14 protein-coding genes are annotated in these 15,152 nt (G+C 70.2%); 9 read left to right on the forward strand and 5 right to left on the reverse strand.

Going from position 1 to position 15,152, the window contains the following annotated elements:
- Together map and ACFVYE_RS27555 are read left to right on the forward strand one after the other, a co-directional pair.
- Window positions 1-858, forward strand: coding sequence for a type I methionyl aminopeptidase (map, locus tag ACFVYE_RS27550; protein WP_383977765.1), 858 nt, complete (start codon window positions 1-3; stop codon window positions 856-858).
- 267 nt (window positions 859-1,125) lie between these two features.
- Window positions 1,126-1,791 (forward strand): heme oxygenase (biliverdin-producing), encoded by a 666-nt coding sequence (locus tag ACFVYE_RS27555; protein WP_389607543.1) that lies wholly within the window; start codon window positions 1,126-1,128, stop codon window positions 1,789-1,791.
- 117 nt (window positions 1,792-1,908) lie between these two features.
- Here the strand turns inward: ACFVYE_RS27555 and ACFVYE_RS27560 are convergent, their stop codons facing one another.
- From ACFVYE_RS27560 to ACFVYE_RS27570, 3 genes are all read right to left on the reverse strand, one after another.
- The gene (locus tag ACFVYE_RS27560; protein ID WP_383979819.1) at window positions 1,909-2,586 is read right to left on the reverse strand and encodes a PhzF family phenazine biosynthesis protein; all 678 of its coding nucleotides are present in this window, start codon (window positions 2,584-2,586) and stop codon (window positions 1,909-1,911) included.
- An 81-nt stretch (window positions 2,587-2,667) separates the two neighbouring features.
- A complete protein-coding gene (locus ACFVYE_RS27565; RefSeq protein WP_389607544.1) occupies window positions 2,668-4,215 on the reverse strand; it encodes an HtaA domain-containing protein in 1,548 nt (515 codons plus the stop codon).
- A gap of 44 nt (window positions 4,216-4,259) precedes the next feature.
- Complete coding sequence (locus tag ACFVYE_RS27570) at window positions 4,260-5,603, reverse strand: HtaA domain-containing protein (RefSeq protein WP_389607545.1); 1,344 nt, start codon at window positions 5,601-5,603, stop codon at window positions 4,260-4,262.
- A 353-nt stretch (window positions 5,604-5,956) separates the two neighbouring features.
- Here ACFVYE_RS27570 and ACFVYE_RS27575 point away from each other — a divergent pair, with 353 nt between their 5' ends.
- The 7 genes from ACFVYE_RS27575 to ACFVYE_RS27605 all read left to right on the forward strand — a co-directional run bounded on the left by ACFVYE_RS27575 (window position 5,957) and on the right by ACFVYE_RS27605 (window position 13,527).
- Window positions 5,957-7,039, forward strand: a complete 1,083-nt coding sequence (locus ACFVYE_RS27575; protein WP_383978855.1) for a hemin ABC transporter substrate-binding protein — start codon at window positions 5,957-5,959, stop codon at window positions 7,037-7,039.
- 38 nt (window positions 7,040-7,077) lie between these two features.
- A complete protein-coding gene (locus tag ACFVYE_RS27580) occupies window positions 7,078-8,145 on the forward strand; it encodes a FecCD family ABC transporter permease (RefSeq protein WP_389607556.1) in 1,068 nt (355 codons plus the stop codon).
- Window positions 8,142-8,981: a heme ABC transporter ATP-binding protein gene (locus ACFVYE_RS27585; protein ID WP_383978852.1), complete on the forward strand. Its 840-nt coding sequence runs from the start codon at window positions 8,142-8,144 to the stop codon at window positions 8,979-8,981. Before ACFVYE_RS27580 ends, ACFVYE_RS27585 begins: the two co-directional genes overlap by 4 nt.
- Before the next feature lie 191 nt (window positions 8,982-9,172).
- Complete coding sequence (gene efeO / locus ACFVYE_RS27590) at window positions 9,173-10,309, forward strand: iron uptake system protein EfeO (protein WP_383978849.1); 1,137 nt, start codon at window positions 9,173-9,175, stop codon at window positions 10,307-10,309.
- A 20-nt stretch (window positions 10,310-10,329) separates the two neighbouring features.
- On the forward strand, window positions 10,330-11,610 hold the full coding sequence (efeB, locus tag ACFVYE_RS27595; RefSeq protein WP_389607546.1) for an iron uptake transporter deferrochelatase/peroxidase subunit: 1,281 nt from the start codon (window positions 10,330-10,332) through the stop codon (window positions 11,608-11,610).
- A gap of 80 nt (window positions 11,611-11,690) precedes the next feature.
- Window positions 11,691-12,662 (forward strand): iron uptake transporter permease EfeU, encoded by a 972-nt coding sequence (efeU, locus tag ACFVYE_RS27600; RefSeq protein ID WP_383973713.1) that lies wholly within the window; start codon window positions 11,691-11,693, stop codon window positions 12,660-12,662.
- Window positions 12,595-13,527, forward strand: a complete 933-nt coding sequence (locus ACFVYE_RS27605) for a hypothetical protein (protein WP_383973715.1) — start codon at window positions 12,595-12,597, stop codon at window positions 13,525-13,527. Before efeU ends, ACFVYE_RS27605 begins: the two co-directional genes overlap by 68 nt.
- A 97-nt stretch (window positions 13,528-13,624) precedes the next feature.
- Here ACFVYE_RS27605 and ACFVYE_RS27610 read toward each other — a convergent pair whose 3' ends face one another.
- Both ACFVYE_RS27610 and ACFVYE_RS27615 read right to left on the reverse strand, forming a co-directional pair.
- Window positions 13,625-14,371 (reverse strand): bifunctional DNA primase/polymerase, encoded by a 747-nt coding sequence (locus ACFVYE_RS27610; RefSeq protein ID WP_383973717.1) that lies wholly within the window; start codon window positions 14,369-14,371, stop codon window positions 13,625-13,627.
- A 143-nt stretch (window positions 14,372-14,514) separates the two neighbouring features.
- Window positions 14,515-15,132 (reverse strand): TetR/AcrR family transcriptional regulator, encoded by a 618-nt coding sequence (locus ACFVYE_RS27615; protein WP_389607547.1) that lies wholly within the window; start codon window positions 15,130-15,132, stop codon window positions 14,515-14,517.
- Window positions 15,133-15,152 lie beyond the last annotated feature (20 nt).

Here is a 15,152-nt window from a genome sequence, read left to right on the forward strand (position 1 = left end):
ATGTCTGGCCAGTCGCTGCTCGTACCCGGGGAGATCACTCCCATCCGTTCCGTACCCGGAAACATCCGGCGCCCCGAATACGTGGGCAAGCCGGCCCCCACCCCGTACACCGGACCGGAGATCCAGGACGCCGGCACCATCGAGCGCATGCGCATCGCGGGGCGGATCGCCGCGCAGGCGATGGCGGAGGCCGCGAAGCACATCGCCCCGGGCGTCACGACGGACGAACTCGACCGGGTCGCCCATGAGTTCATGTGCGATCACGGCGCCTATCCGTCGACGCTCGGCTACCGCGGATTTCCCAAGTCGCTCTGTTCCTCGCTCAACGAGGTGATCTGCCACGGCATCCCGGACTCCACGGTGCTGCGCGACGGCGACATCGTGAACCTCGACGTCACGGCGTACATCAACGGTGTGCACGGCGACAACAACGCCACGTACCTCTGCGGCGACGTGGACGAGGAGTCCCGGCTGCTCGTGGAGCGCACCGAGGAGTCGCTGAACCGGGCCATCAAGGCGGTCCGGCCGGGCCGGCAGGTCAATGTGATCGGGCGGGTCATCGAGTCGTACGCGAAGCGCTTCGGGTACGGGGTGGTGCGGGACTTCACCGGGCACGGGATCAATTCCTCGTTCCACTCCGGCCTGATCATTCCGCACTACGACAGCCCGCACGCGACCACCGTGATGCAGCCGGGGATGACCTTCACCATCGAGCCGATGCTGACGCTGGGCAGCCATGACTACGACATGTGGGACGACGGCTGGACCGTGGTGACGAAGGACCGCAAGCGCACCGCTCAGTTCGAGCACACGCTGGTGGTGACGGAGACGGGCGCCGAGATCCTGACGCTCCCGTAGACACGCAGACAACTCCCTTTCGAAAGCGGCCGCCCCCGGGCGGCCGCTTTCGCTTGCTCTCCCGCCGCGTCCGCCGCGCCCGCGCAGAAGCGGAACCGGGCGTATCGTTTTTACCGACAGCCCGTCGGGAAGCTGTTGACTTAGGTAAGCCTAAGTAGCAAGATCGGGGATGTCGACAGCCACTGCCGTACGCAGTCGCTGCCGATGTTTCTGTCTCTTGTTTCTTTCCGGACTTCCCGTCCGCCCTCGGTCCCCCGGAGGCCCGCCTTGGACGCAACCGCCGCCGCCACGCCCTTCTCGACGCTCATCCGCACCGCGTCGCACGAACAGCACACCGAGGCGGAGACCTCGACCTTCATGAGCGACCTGCTGGGTGGACGCCTCGGAGTGGACGCTTACACGCGTTACACCGAGCAGCTGTGGTTCGTGTACCGGGCACTGGAAGAGGGGGCCCAGGCGCTGCGGAACGATCCGGTCGCCGGCCCGTTCATACAGCCCGAGCTGATGCGCACCACCGAACTGGAGCGCGATCTGGCCCACCTGCGGGGTGCCGGCTGGCGCGAGGGCCTGGCGCCGCTGCCCGCCACGGCCGCGTACGCCGCCCGGGTCGCCGAGTGCGCCCGCACCTGGCCCTCCGGCTACATCGCGCACCACTACACCCGCTATCTCGGCGACCTCTCGGGCGGCCAGATCATCCGCGACAGGGCGGAGAAGACCTGGGGCTTCGCGCGCAAGGGTGACGGGGTCCGGTTCTATGTCTTCGAGGAGATATCCAACCCCGCCTCGTTCAAGCGGGGTTACCGCGAACTGCTGGACGCGGTGAACGCGGACGACCTGGAGAAGCAGCGCATCGTCGACGAGTGCAAGCGTGCGTTCGCACTGAACACGGCGGTGTTCCGGGGGCTGGGCGAGGTGTTCCCGCTCAGCGCGTGACGCGGTGGCGGTGCGGCAGGAAAGGTTCACCGGGGTCGGCCGGCCCGGTCCGCCGTGCCGCATTGTCCTCAGGCTCCGGACGGGCTCGATCTTCCGCCGGACGGGCTCGGATTCGCGTCAACCACGAACAGCCAACATGACGCGGCCCCCGATCTCCACCGTGCCGTCCGGCGCGGGTGCTGTGAGGATCTGGGAGCCGCGTCCTTGTGCGATGTTGAGGGCGCGGCCGAGCCGGTCGCTGAGCAGCAGGGCCGCCGCGCCCGTCGCCTCGTCCTCCACGATCCCGTCGTCGCGTCGCGGGAACGCCCGCGCCCTGACCCGGCCCGCCGCCTCGTCCTCCCAGGCCCATACGTACAGCCAGCCCTCGCCCGGTGGCGGCCCGGTCAGCGCCTCGACCTCGGCGACGGATGCGTACCGCTCCAGCTTGCGTGGCGGCGCCCACTCGGGGCGGGCGGTGATCCAGGTGAACTCCCCGTCCTGACGGGCGAAGATCTCCCCGACCGGCAGCTCCAGGATCTCCAGATCGAGCAGCCATGCGGTGCCGACGAGCGGATGCCCGGCAAAGGGGAGGCGGAGTCCCGGGGTGTAGATGTCGACGTGCCCACGCTCGGGGTCGTCGACGAACACGGTCTCGCTGAAGCCGAGCCGGCGGGCCAGTTCCTGCCGGGACGCCTCGTCGGGGTACGTACGCCCGTCGCGTACGACCCCCAGGGCGTTGCCGTGCCGGCCGTCGGGGCCGCAGAACACGCGCAGTACGTCGATGCCTGCGGGTACGTCGAAGTCGCTGTCGCTCACGTGGGCATTCAAACACCGCCCGGGTGACGGCCGTACAACTGGGCCGTCACCCGGGCGGTTTCGTCGGGCGGTCCGGACGGATCAGGCGTTACGGCGACGGCGGGCGGCGATCACGGCTCCGGCGCCGGTCGCCACGACGATGCCCGAGGCGGCGATCAGGGCGCCGGCCGGGACGTCGGAGCCGGTGGCGGCGAGGGAGCCCGAGCCACCGACCGAGCCGCCGCCCACACTGCCGCCGCCGGTGGCCGTGGAGCCTCCCGCCAGGCCCGTGGAGCCGGTGCCGCCCGTGCCGCCCGGAAGTGCGGCGTCCTTGTCGAGGGCGACCGCGACGGTCAGCGAGTCGAGCTGCTCGCCCGCCCGGTACATGCCGCCGAAAGCCTTGGTGCCGTCGGCGGTGAGGGTCGCCGGGACGGCCGAGAGGGTCACCACGCCGTCCTTGGCGGCGAGTTCGCCCGTCGGCAGCTTCAGGTCGGCGACGGCCAGGCCGGTGTATGTGCTGACCTTCTTGGTCTCGCGGTCCTTGGTGGAGACGTCCGCGATCAGAGTGCCCTTCGTCCCGTTCACCTGGATCTCCATGCCGGTGAGGGAGAGGTCGAGGGTGTAGGCGCCGTTCTCCTCGTGGCCCAGAAAGCGGACCTTGCCGTCGAAGTCCGCGTTGAGGGTCTGCCTGTCGGCGTCGAAGTGGCCCGTGGCGTCCGGGAATCGGTAGCCGTCGCCGGATGTGCCGGCGCCGGCCGTCGTCTCGACCTTGCCGTGGGCGATCGGGCCCGTGACGTACGTACGGAAGGACTTCTTGACGCCCCAGTCCAGAGTGCCGTCGACGATCGCGCCCTGGTCGGCGGCGGCCGGCCTGTCGGTGACCGTGGCCGAGGGGGACGCGGTCGAGGTGGGCTTCCCGGTCGGCTCGGTGGTCGGCTTCCCGGTGGGCTTCGTGGTGGGCTTCCCGGTCGGTTCGGTGGTCGGCTTCTGGGTGGGCTCGGTGCTCGGGGCCGAGACCGCCTTCACCGAGAGCGTGGCCGGGTCGAGCGCGTCACCCTCCTTGTACTGGCCGTTGAACGCCTCGGAGCCCGCCTTCGTGAGCGTCGCCGGGATGTCCTTGAAGACCATCGCGCCGCCCGCACCCTGGCCCGGCTTCACCGCCGACAGGTCGAGAGCCGCGAACGCCACGTCGTTCCGGGTGCCTTCCGGGGTCGCGACGTCGACGGTGATCGCGCCGCCGGTGCCGGTCGTGGCGAGCTTCACGTCCGAGAGCGTGATGTCGAGAACGCCCCCGTGGGCGTAGAAGTTGACTCCGCCCTCGAAGGCGGTGTCGGTGCCGTGCGTGGCCGTGTCGTAGGTGCCCTTGCCGTTGACGAAGGTGAACGCACCGTTGTCGGGCGCCTGTGTGGCACCGTCCTTGACAGTGATCTTCCCGCCGGAGAACGACGAGGCGAGGTACTTGCGGAAGGACTCCTTGACGCCCCATTCCAGCGTGCCGTTCTTCAGCTCCAGCTTCGGTGCCGCGGCGGCTGCCCCGTCGGGGGCGGTGCTGTCGGCGGCGAGCGCCGGAAGGGCGAACACGGTCGCGCCGAGGGCGGCTGCCGTGGCGACGGCGGCGGCGAGAGCTGTGGGACGGCGGGTTGCTGTCATGGTCGGTGGTCTCCTCAGGAATGAAACGGGGGTGGGGGACGGGTCTAGTTGTTCTGCTGGGTGCTGCGGCGACGGGCGAGGTACAGCGCGCCTGCCGCGGCGGCGAGCACGCCCGCACCGCCGATGCCGAGATACAGCCCGGTGCGGGAACCGGAGTCGGAGTCGGACACCGACGCGGCGGTGGTGGTCTTCTCCGCGGGCGGGTCGGACGGGTCGGGAGCACTGCCCAGGTCGGGCAGTGCGGGCAGTTCGGCCTTGGCGTCGACGGCGACGGCCAGCGAGAGTGGGTCCATTGCGGTGCCCGCCCTGTAGAGCGAGCCGAACGCCTTGGCGCCGTCGGCGGTGAGGGTGGCGGGGGCTTCGGTGAGGACGGCGAGACCGTCCTTCGCCGTGAAGTCCTTTGCGGTGAAGGTGACGAGCGGGACGGCCTTGCGCCGGTCGCCGTCGCTCAGGACGTCGGCCGAGAGCGTGCCCTTGCCCGCCTTCACCCGGACCGCGACCGCTGACAGTTTCAGATCGAGTCCGGCGGCTCCCGTGAAGCGGACGCTGCCCGCGAAGTCGGCGTCCAGGGTCTGCCTCTCCGGGTCGTACGTGCCCTTGCCGTGCGGGAAGCGGAAGAGCGCTCCGCCGTCCTGGGCGCCGTCGGCGAGGGTCCACTTCCCCTTGCCGATGGAGCCCGTGACGTACTCGCGGAAGGTCCGGCGCACACCCCAGTCCACGGCGGCGTCCTCGAAGCGGCCCGCGGCCCGCTCGGCCTTCTTCGGCTCCGCCGGCTTCTCGGGGGACTTGGACACGGCCGGCTTCCCCGCCGGGGCGGAGGTGTCCACGGAGAGACTGACCGGGTCGAGCGGTGTGCCTGCCGTGTAGTAACCGGCGAACGCCTTCGCGCCCTGCGAAGTCAGTGTTGCCGGGACGTTGTTGAGGGCGATGGGGGTGGACCCGCCCTTCATGTCGATCCCGGACAGACCGAGCGTCGCGAGTGGCACCTGGGAGGCCGAGGTGACGCGGCCGCTCCCCCGGTCCTTGCTGACCATGTCGGCATGGACGGTGCCGGTGCCGCCCGTGATGCGGACGGTGGGGCGACTGATGGTGAGGTCCAGTTCGTAGCCGCCGTCGGACTTCTTGTGGCCGATGAAGCGGACCCCGCCCGAGAAGCCGGAGCTGAAGGCGCCGGTCGCCGGGTCGTAGGAACCGGTGGCGGAGTGGAAACGGAACTGACTGCCGCCGACCGTGGCGGCACCACCGGTCAGGCTCCAGCTTCCGTTCGCGACGGGGCCCGTGACGTAGCTCTGGAAGGAGGACTTGATGCCCCAGTCCAGTCTGCCGCCCTGCACCGTGCGGCTCGCCGCTTGCGCGGCGGTGGCCGGGAGCAGGGCTCCCAGCAGCACCGCGAGAAGCGCGACAGCCAGGACCTGTCCGGCGGCTGGGGGCGGGGCCCCGACCGTACGCCGGGCAGGTGGGGACGAGGGGGCGGGGGGCGGGTCGCCGCCCCCCCCCCCCCCCCGGTCCCCCCCCCCCCCCCGCCCCGCCCCCGCCTCCCGGGGGGGGCCCCCCCCCCCCCCCCCGGACAGGTCCTGACGCGCGGGCAGGTCTGGACGGCAGCATGAGGACCCCTCCGAGGTCTAGAAAGTCAGGTAAGGCTAACCTAAGTTATGTAGATCTTGTGGTGGTACCCCCTTCCATCGCATTGCTCGCAAAACATTGCCAACTGCTCACCGCAGAACGACAGGACGGTGCCCCAGTGCGCTTCTCGCAGGACTTCGCCCCGTCGGGCCCGGGTGCCCGGCGGCCAGGGCGCGGGCCGGTCAGGACCCGTGGACCGCTGGGTGCGCTGACGGCCGTCGTCGCCCTGGCCCTCGTTCTGACGGGCTGCGGCGGCGATGCGGATACGGGGGCTCCCGCCGCCGGTTCCAGGAGCGCCGCGGCCGACCGCGTCGAGCCCCTGGCCACCGCTCCGAAGCCGCAGCTGCCGGTCACGGTGGAGTCGGCGGACGGCGCCGAGGCCACCGTCGCCTCGACGGACCGGATCGTCCCGCTGACCGGCGGCCTGAGCGAGATCGTCTTCACCCTCGGCCTCGGCAAGCAGGTCGTGGCCCGTGACATCACCGCCACCTTCGAACAGGCGGTGAAACTCCCGGTGGTGACCCGCGCCCATGACGTCTCGGCGGAGAGCGTGCTGTCGCTGAGGCCGACCGTCGTCCTCGCGGACACCACGACCGGCCCCGCCGAGGCCATCGGCCAGATCCGGGATGCCGGCATTCCGCTCGTCGTCGTCGAACCGGCCAAGGAGCTCGCCGACGTCGGCCGCCGGATCGACACCGTGGCGGCGGCCCTGGGAGTGCCGGAATCGGGCACCGAACTGAAGTCGCGCACCCAGTCGCGTATCGACGCCGTACAGAAGTCCGTGCCCGCCCCGGCGGACGGGCAGAAGAAGCCTCGGGTCGCCTTCCTCTATCTGCGCGGCTCGGCCTCCGTATATCTGCTGGGCGGCCAGGAGTCCGGTGCGAGTTCGCTCCTCGAAGCGGCGGGGGCCGTCGACGCGGGCAAGGCGTCCGGGCTGAAGAAGGACTTCACCGCCATTACCGGCGAGGCCCTCGCCAAGGCCGCCCCCGACGCCATCCTGGTGATGGGCAAGGGACTCGAATCGGTGGGCGGCGTCGACGGTCTGGTGAAGATCCCGGGCGTCGCCGAGACCCCGGCCGGGATGGACCGGCGGATCGTCTCCATCGACGACGGCGTGCTGCTGAACTACGGGCCGCGCACGGACCGGGTGCTGAGCGAACTCATCGCGCAGCTCTACCCGAAGGACGGGGCGGGCAAGTGACCACCTCGTACGAGGAACGCACCCGGCCGGGCACTCCCATGAAGCCGGAGCCTCAGCCGCCGACGGCACCGAAGCCCCGGCGCTCCGCCCCCTTCGCCCTGACCGCAGGGCTGCTCGCCGCTCTCGTGGTGTGCGCTCTGCTCTCCGCCGGGCTCGGCGCGTACAGCATCCCGCTCGGCGACGTCCTCGGCTCCGTCCAGCACCGGCTCGGTCTCGGTGGAGCCGCGCTGGACCGGGTCGCTGAGAGCGTGCTGTGGAACGTACGGCTGCCGAGGGTCGTCCTCGCCCTGCTCGTCGGGGCGTCGCTGGGCTGCGCGGGCGCCCTGATGCAGGGCGTGTTCGGCAATCCGCTCGCCGAGCCCGGGGTGATCGGGATCTCCTCCGGTGCGGCGGTGGGCGCGGTCGCCTCGATCGCGCTCGGGCTGAATTTCTTCGGCAACTGGACCATCGCCGCCTGCGCGTTCGCCGCCGGGCTCGCGACCGTACTGCTGGTGTACGCGCTGTCGCGGTCGGGCGGGCGGACCGAGGTCGTGACGCTGATCCTCACCGGGATCGCGGTCAATGCCTTCGCGGGTGCTCTGATCGGGCTGTTCATCTTCTTCGCCGACAACGCGCAGATCTCGCAGATCACCTTCTGGCAGCTGGGTTCGCTGGCCCAGGCGACCTGGCCCAAGGTGCTCGCCGTGCTGCCTTGTGCGGTGCTCGGGCTGCTCGTCGCGCCGTTCTACGCCCGGAAGCTGGACCTCCTCGCGCTGGGCGAGCGGCCCGCCCGGCATCTGGGGGTCGATGTCGAGCGGCTCCGGATCACGCTCGTCCTCGTCGTGGCGCTGTTGACCGCGGCCGCGGTGGCGGTCGCCGGGATCATCTCGTTCGTGGGGCTGCTGGTTCCGCATCTGCTGCGGATGACGAACGGTCCCGGGCACCGCTTCCTCGTCCCCGGCAGCGCGCTCGGCGGCGCCCTGGTGCTGGTGGCGGGCGATCTCGCGGCCCGTACCGTCGCCGATCCCGCCGAGCTGCCGCTCGGCGTGCTGACCGCGCTCTTCGGCAGCCCGTTCTTCTTCTGGCTGCTGCGCAGAACCCGTCGCAAGCAAGGTGGTTGGGCATGAGGGCCTTGACGAACCCGTTCCGGGTACGGGGCCGGCAGCTGCCCGCTCCCGTCTCCCCCGGCTCCCCCGTCGTCGAGGCGCGCGGGCTGCGGGTGCGGCTGGGGCAGCGGCCGGTACTCGACTCCATCGAACTGACCGCGTACGCGGGCGAGGTGCTGGCGCTCGTCGGGCCCAACGGGGCCGGGAAATCGACCCTGTTGGCGGCGCTGGCCGCCGATCTGCCCGTCGAGAGCGGTGAGATACGGATCGACGGACGCCCGGTCACCGACTGGTCGGCCCCCGAACTGGCCCTGCGCCGCGCGGTGCTGCCGCAGTCCGCCGCGCTGTCGTTCCCGTTCCCGGTGGAGGACGTCGTACGGATGGGGCGGGCGCCGTGGGCCGGGACGGAGCGGGCGGACGAGGACGATCCGGCGGTCGTCGCGGCGATGACGGCCACCGAGGTGACCGAGTTCGCCGGCCGCCCCTTCTCCGCGCTGTCCGGCGGCGAACGGGCCCGGGTCGCGCTGGCCAGGGTGCTGGCGCAGCGCGCCCCGCTGCTGCTGCTGGACGAGCCGACCGCCGCGCTCGATCTGCGCCACCAGGAACTGGTGCTGCGGATCTGCCGGGAGCGGGCCGCCGCCGGTGACGCGGTGGTCGTCGTGCTGCACGATCTGGGGCTGGCCGCGGCGTACGCGGACCGGGCCGCCGTGCTGCACGACGGGCGGATCGCGGTGGCGGGCCCGCCCGCCGAGGTGTTCACGGGCGAGCTGCTCGGCGAGGTCTACCGGCAGCCGGTCGAGGTGTTCCCGCATCCGCGGACCGGGGCGCCCCTCGTCGTACCGACAAGATCCGCTTGACCATTGCTTGACCATTCCACGGTCTGCCCATGGGCCGCCCGTGATCCCCCTGTTCCCGCATCACGCGGATGAGAGCTGAATCACTGCACAAGGGGGTATCGGTCAGGTAAGCCTCGGTTAAGTTAGGTCCGCCTCACCTGTCTTTGTCCGATCTTCTCCTTCTTCTCCTTCTTCCTTCTTGTGGAGCCCGCATGCGAGCCGTTCGTTCCTCCGTCGTCACCGCCGCCGCAACCGTGGCCGCCCTGACCGCTGTCACGGGCTGTGCCGAGAAGAGCGACGGCAAGGGCGACGGCGCCGTACAGGTCGTCGCGAAGGACGACTCCTGCGAGGTCTCGAAGAAGAAGCTGCCGGCCGGCCACATCGAACTGGCCGTGCAGAACAAGGGCTCGAAGGTCACCGAGGTCTACGTCCTGTTCCCGGACGACCGCATCGTCGCCGAGCGCGAGAACATCGGCCCCGGCACCAAGGCCAACATCACGGCCGAGATCAAGGCCGGTTCGTACGAGATCGCCTGCAAGCCCGGTATGAAGGGCAACGGCATCCGGCAGAAGATCGAGGTCACCGGCGCCAACGCGGCCAAGCGCAGCCCCGAGATGGACAAGGCCGTCGCCGCCTACCGCACGTACGTCCAGGCCCAGGCCGACGAGACGCTGCCGAAGGCCAAGGCCTTCACGGACGCCGTCGCCGCCGGTGACATCGAGGCCGCCAAGAAGGTCTACGCCGACTCCCGTCTCGGCTGGGAGCGCACCGAGCCGGTCGCCGAGTCCTTCGGCGACATCGACCCGAAGGTCGACATCCGCGAGGACGGCCTGGAGGGCGGCCAGAAGTGGACGGGCTGGCACCGCCTGGAGAAGGCGCTGTGGCAGGACAAGAAGCTGGGCGCCGAGGAGAAGGCCCTCGCACCGGTCCTCTACAAGGACCTGCTCGACTGGCAGAAGCGGGTCGGCACGGCGGAGATCACCCCGACCTCCATGGCCAACGGCGCCAAGGAACTCCTCGACGAGGTCGCGACCGGCAAGGTCACCGGCGAGGAAGAGCGCTACAGCCACACCGACCTGATCGACTTCAAGGGCAACGTCGAGGGCGCGGAGAAGTCCTACGAGCTGCTGAAGCCGATCGCGTCGAAGAACGACCCGGCGCTGACGGCGTCCCTGGACAAGCAGTTCGCGGCGCTGAACACGCTGCTGGACAAGTACCGCAAGGACAAGACCTCCTACGAGTTCACCTCGTACGAGAAGGTCGGCAAGGCGGACCGCAAGGAGCTTTCGGACGCCGTCAACGCGCTGGCCGAGCCGCTGTCCAAGCTCGCCGCCGCGGTGACGAAGTAACCGAGCGGGGAGGCTTCGGGATGTCGGAGAAAACGCAGAACGCCGCCGTGGCAACGGCCGCCGAGACCGATGGCCGTGCCCCGTCCCGCCGGGCACTGCTCGGCTGGGGCGGCGCCGGTCTTGCACTGGGCGCGGTCGCGGCCGGTGGCGCGGTCGCCGCGGTGCATACGGAGAGCGACGCCGTGCCGGCCGCGGACAGCGGTGCGGCCGTGCCGTTCCACGGTCCGCACCAGGCCGGTATCGCCACCGCCGTACAGGACAGGCTGCACTTCGCCGCGTTCGACGTGACGACGAAGGACCGTGCCGAGCTGATCGCACTGCTCAAGGAGTGGACGCGGGCGGCCGAGCGGATGACGGCCGGTCACGCGGTCGGCGACGGTGCCTACGGCGGTCTCGCGGAGGCCCCGCCGGACGACACGGGCGAGGCGCTGGGGCTCAAGCCGTCCCGGCTCACGCTCACCATCGGCTTCGGCCCCTCGCTCTTCGCCAAGGGCCGGTTCGGCCTGGAGGACAAGCGTCCCGAGGCGCTCGTCGATCTGCCGAAGTTCCCCGGTGACAATCTCGACACGGCCCGCAGCGGCGGCGATCTCTGCGTCCAGGCGTGTGCGGACGACCCGCAGGTCGCGGTGCACGCCATCCGCAACCTCGCCAGGATCGGCATGGGCCGCACCGCGATCCGCTGGTCCCAGCTGGGCTTCGGCAAGACGTCGTCGACGACGCCCGACGCCCAGACCCCACGCAACATGATGGGCTTCAAGGACGGCACCCGGAACATCTCCGGTACCGACACCGCGGCCCTCGACAAGCATGTGTGGGTGGGCGAGAAGGACAAAGCGGGCTGGATGACCGGGGGTTCGTACCTGGTGGCCCGGCGCATCCGCATGCACATCGAGACCTGGGACCGGACCGGGCTCCAGGAGCAGGAGGACGTCTTCGGCCGGGACAAGGGCGAGGGCGCCCCGGTCGGCAAGGCGAAGGAGCGCGACGAGCCGTTCCTGAAGGCGATGCTGCCGACCGCGCATGTGCGGCTCGCCCACCCGGACAGCAACGACGGTGCGACGATCCTGCGCCGCGGCTACTCCTTCACCGACGGTACGGACGGCCTGGGCCGGCTCGACGCCGGGCTGTTCTTCCTCGCCTATCAGCGCGATGTCCGCAAGGCATTCATTCCGCTGCAGCGCCGCCTCGCGGCGCACGACGCACTCAACGAGTACATCCAGCACGTGGGTTCGGCGCACTTCGCCGTCCCGCCGGGCGTCCGTGACAAGGACGACTGGTGGGGCCGGGCGCTGTTCTCGTAGAGGGAGCGGCAATCGGGGGGCGCCGCCCCCCGATTGCCGGTGCCTCTTGGGGACTCGAAGCAGAAAAGGAGAACCGAAACGTGTTCAGCAACTTCCTGATCGGCCTGCGCGAAGGCCTTGAGGCCAGTCTGGTCGTCTGCATCCTCATCGCCTATCTGGTGAAGACCGGCAACAAGAACAAACTGGTGCCGATCTGGATCGGTGTCGGTATCGCGGTCGTCGTCAGCCTGGCGTTCGGTGCCGGCCTCGAATTCGGTTCGCAGGAGATGACGTTCAAGGCCCAGGAGGCGCTCGGCGGTTCGCTGTCGATCGTCTCGGTCGGTCTGGTCACCTGGATGGTCTTCTGGATGCGGCGCACCGCGCGGCATCTGAAGACGGAGCTGCACGGCAAGCTCGACGCGGCACTCGCGATGGGCACCGGCGCGCTGGTCGCCACGGCGCTCCTCGCGGTGGGCCGGGAGGGCCTGGAGACCTCGCTGTTCGTGTGGCGTGCGGTGCATGCGGCGGACGACGGCTGGCACCCGATGATCGGCGCCTTCCTCGGCATCGCGGCCGCCGTCGTACTGGGCTGGCTGTTCTACCGCGGTGCGCTGAGGATCAATCTGGCGAAGTTCTTCACCTGGACCGGCGGCATGCTGGTGGTCGTCGCCGCGGGCGTGCTCGCGTACGGCGTCCATGACCTGCAGGAAGCCGAGTTCCTGGGCGGTATCCACAACCGGGCGTTCGACATCAGCGCCACGATTCCGCCGGACAGCTGGTACGGCACGCTGCTGAAGGGCACGTTCAACTTCCAGCCCGACCCGACCGTTCTTCAGATCACGGTGTGGGCGCTGTATCTGATCCCCACTCTCGCGCTGTTCCTCGCCCCGGTAGGGTTCGGACGGTCAGTGGGGGCGACGGATCAGAAGGCGCAGAAAGCAACGGATGAGAAGCCTGAGGCCGATTCGGCTGGCGACGGGGCTCGCGACGGCGACGGTGCTGTCCATGACGGCGAGCGGGTGCGTGACGGTGCACGGCGAGCTGGAAGTGGTGCCGACAGCAACCAGGTCTGAGGCCGCACAGGCCCTGAAGGCCTTCACCACCGCGTACAACGCGGCGGACAAGGCCTACGACCCGGCTCTGGACGCGGACCGGGTCACGGGCCCGCTCGGCGCGATCAATCAGGCCGGGCTGAAGGCACGGCAGAAGAACAATCCGGACGGCAACGCGAACCACACGCCGTTGGAGCTGACCGACGCCAGGTACCTCGTCCCGAAGAAGGCCGGCTGGCCGCGGTGGTTCCTCGCGGACACCGACTCCAACCGCGACGAGGACAGCGGGAAGCTGGACACCCGCTGGCTGCTCGTCTTCGTCAAGTCCGGTCCGGACGCGGGGTGGAAGGCCTCCTATCTGTCGGTCGTCACGCCGTCCCAGCTGCCGGGCTTCACGAAGGACGGCGACGGCCTGGTCGAGCCGGTGGCCTCGGACAGCGCCGAACTGGCCGTGTCACCGGAGGACTTGGGCAGCCAGTACACGGAGTACCTGCAGAAGGGCACCCCGGACGTCTTCGCTCCCGGCACCACCACTTCGGGCTGGCGGGAAGCGCGCCGCACCACCCGTCGGGCGGGCTTCTCGTACCAGTACATCGACCAGCCGCTGGACAGCGGTACGTTCGCCCCGCTCGGCCTGAAGACGGACGACGGCGGGGCGCTGGTCTTCTTCAGCAGCAAGCACTTCGAACGGCAGACCGCGGCAAAGGGTCTGCGTCCGCCGCTCAACGCGGATGTGGAGGCGCTGCTGACCGGTGAGGTGAAGTCCACCCTCACCAAGGAGCGGGTCTCCAGCCAGCTGGTGTTCGTTCCGAAGAAGGGCGCCGGGGACGACAAGGTGGTCATGCTGAACCGGCTGCCGGGCCTGACGGCGGCGAAGGGGTCGTAACCGGGGCAGGATCAAGCCCGTCCGGCGATTGAGGATGTCGTCGAGCCCGTCCGGCGTTTCAGGACAAAGCGGCCGCCGGACGACCCCGGCCACTGCGCTAACGGCTCAGCGGCCACGCCACCGAGTCGTGGTCCAGATCGCTCTGGTCCGCCGCGTCCGCGTACTGAGCACACGAATCGGTGAGCGTCTCCAGCAGCGTCAGCGGATCGGGCAGCGGGTTCTCCGGCCCCCGCACCCACTGCACATCCAGCTCACCGGGCAGTCTGGCCGGCGGCAGGAGTACATAGCTGCCGCGGCAGTGCCACCGCAGTCCCGGATGCTCGTCCATGGTCTCGGGGTGGCAGTCCAGCTCGCACGGCCACCACTCGTCCTCGTCCTCGGGCGTACCGCGGGTGGCGGTGAAGAAGAGCATCCGGTCGTCGCCGGACCTGGCGACGGGGCCGACCTCGATGCCTGCGGCGAGAAGCCGTTCCAGTGCCTGGCTGCCCGCGGACAGCGGCACGTCGAGAACGTCGTGGATCATGCCGGTCGCAGTGATGAAGTTGGCCTGCGTCTGGCTGCGGGCCCAGCGCTCGATCTGGGCGCGGTCGGTGGTGGACTGCGTCTGCCAGGCGAAGGAGATGGGGTGCCGGGCGGGGGTGGGACAGCCGATGCGTTCGCACGAACATCGGTAGCCGACCGGATGGGCGGCGGGCGCGATCGGCATTCCGGCTTCGGCGACAGCCAGGAGCAGCGCCTCCCGGGCGGTGTCGTCGGCCTCGCTCTGCTGCGGTTTGGGTCGGCGGCGGAGCCATTGGGAAAATTTGCTCTCTGAGCCGCGATAACGGCCGAAATCGGCGCCCATCTATCCCCTTACCTCAGCGTTGCCCCTGCCCATGGTCCCACCATCCTGCGCCTCGGGTGGCCAGAGTCCCGAAGCGGGGTACGGGTGGCGACGCCATGAACTGGGCACTATGCCGCTTCTTGTCATGAAATGACGGGTGCGTCTCAGGGGTGTGCCAGCCCGCGCAAGGTGTAGTCGACGATCGCGTCCGCGTACTCATGGGTGAGCGGGAGGGTGCGCAGCAGCCAACGGTGGGTGAGCGGGCCCACGAGAAGTTCCAGGGCGATCCGCGGGACGATGTCGGCGCGCACCTGACCCGCCTCCTGGGCGGCGCGCAGCCGTGCGACGTACAGCCGGAGTGAAGGATCGAGCAGCTTCTGGACGAATTCGGCGCCGAGCTGCGGGTCGACGATCCCCTCGGCGGCCAGCGCCCTGGTCGGCGCCTCGAAGGCGGGGTCGGTCAGCTCGTCGACAGTGGCCCGCAGAACGACTTTGAGGTCGGCCGCGAGATCACCGGTGTCCGGGAGCCCCTGCACGTCACCCGCGCCGTTCCCCTCGGCGGCCCGGTCACCGAGAGCGACGAAGGCCTCCAGTAGGACGGCCGCCTTGGAGGGCCACCACCGGTAGATCGTCTGCTTCCCGACGCCGGCCCGCGCGGCGATGGCCTCGACGGTGGTCCTCGGGTAGCCCACCTCACCGACCAGGCCGAGCGCCGCGTCGTAGATCGCACGGCGCGAGCGCTCGCTGCGGCGACTGGAGTCAGGTGGCCGGTTCTCTAGCATGCGGCAAATCTAGCAGCGGC

This window comes from Streptomyces sp. NPDC058239 (assembly GCF_042882185.1).
GTDB lineage: Bacteria > Actinomycetota > Actinomycetes > Streptomycetales > Streptomycetaceae > Streptomyces.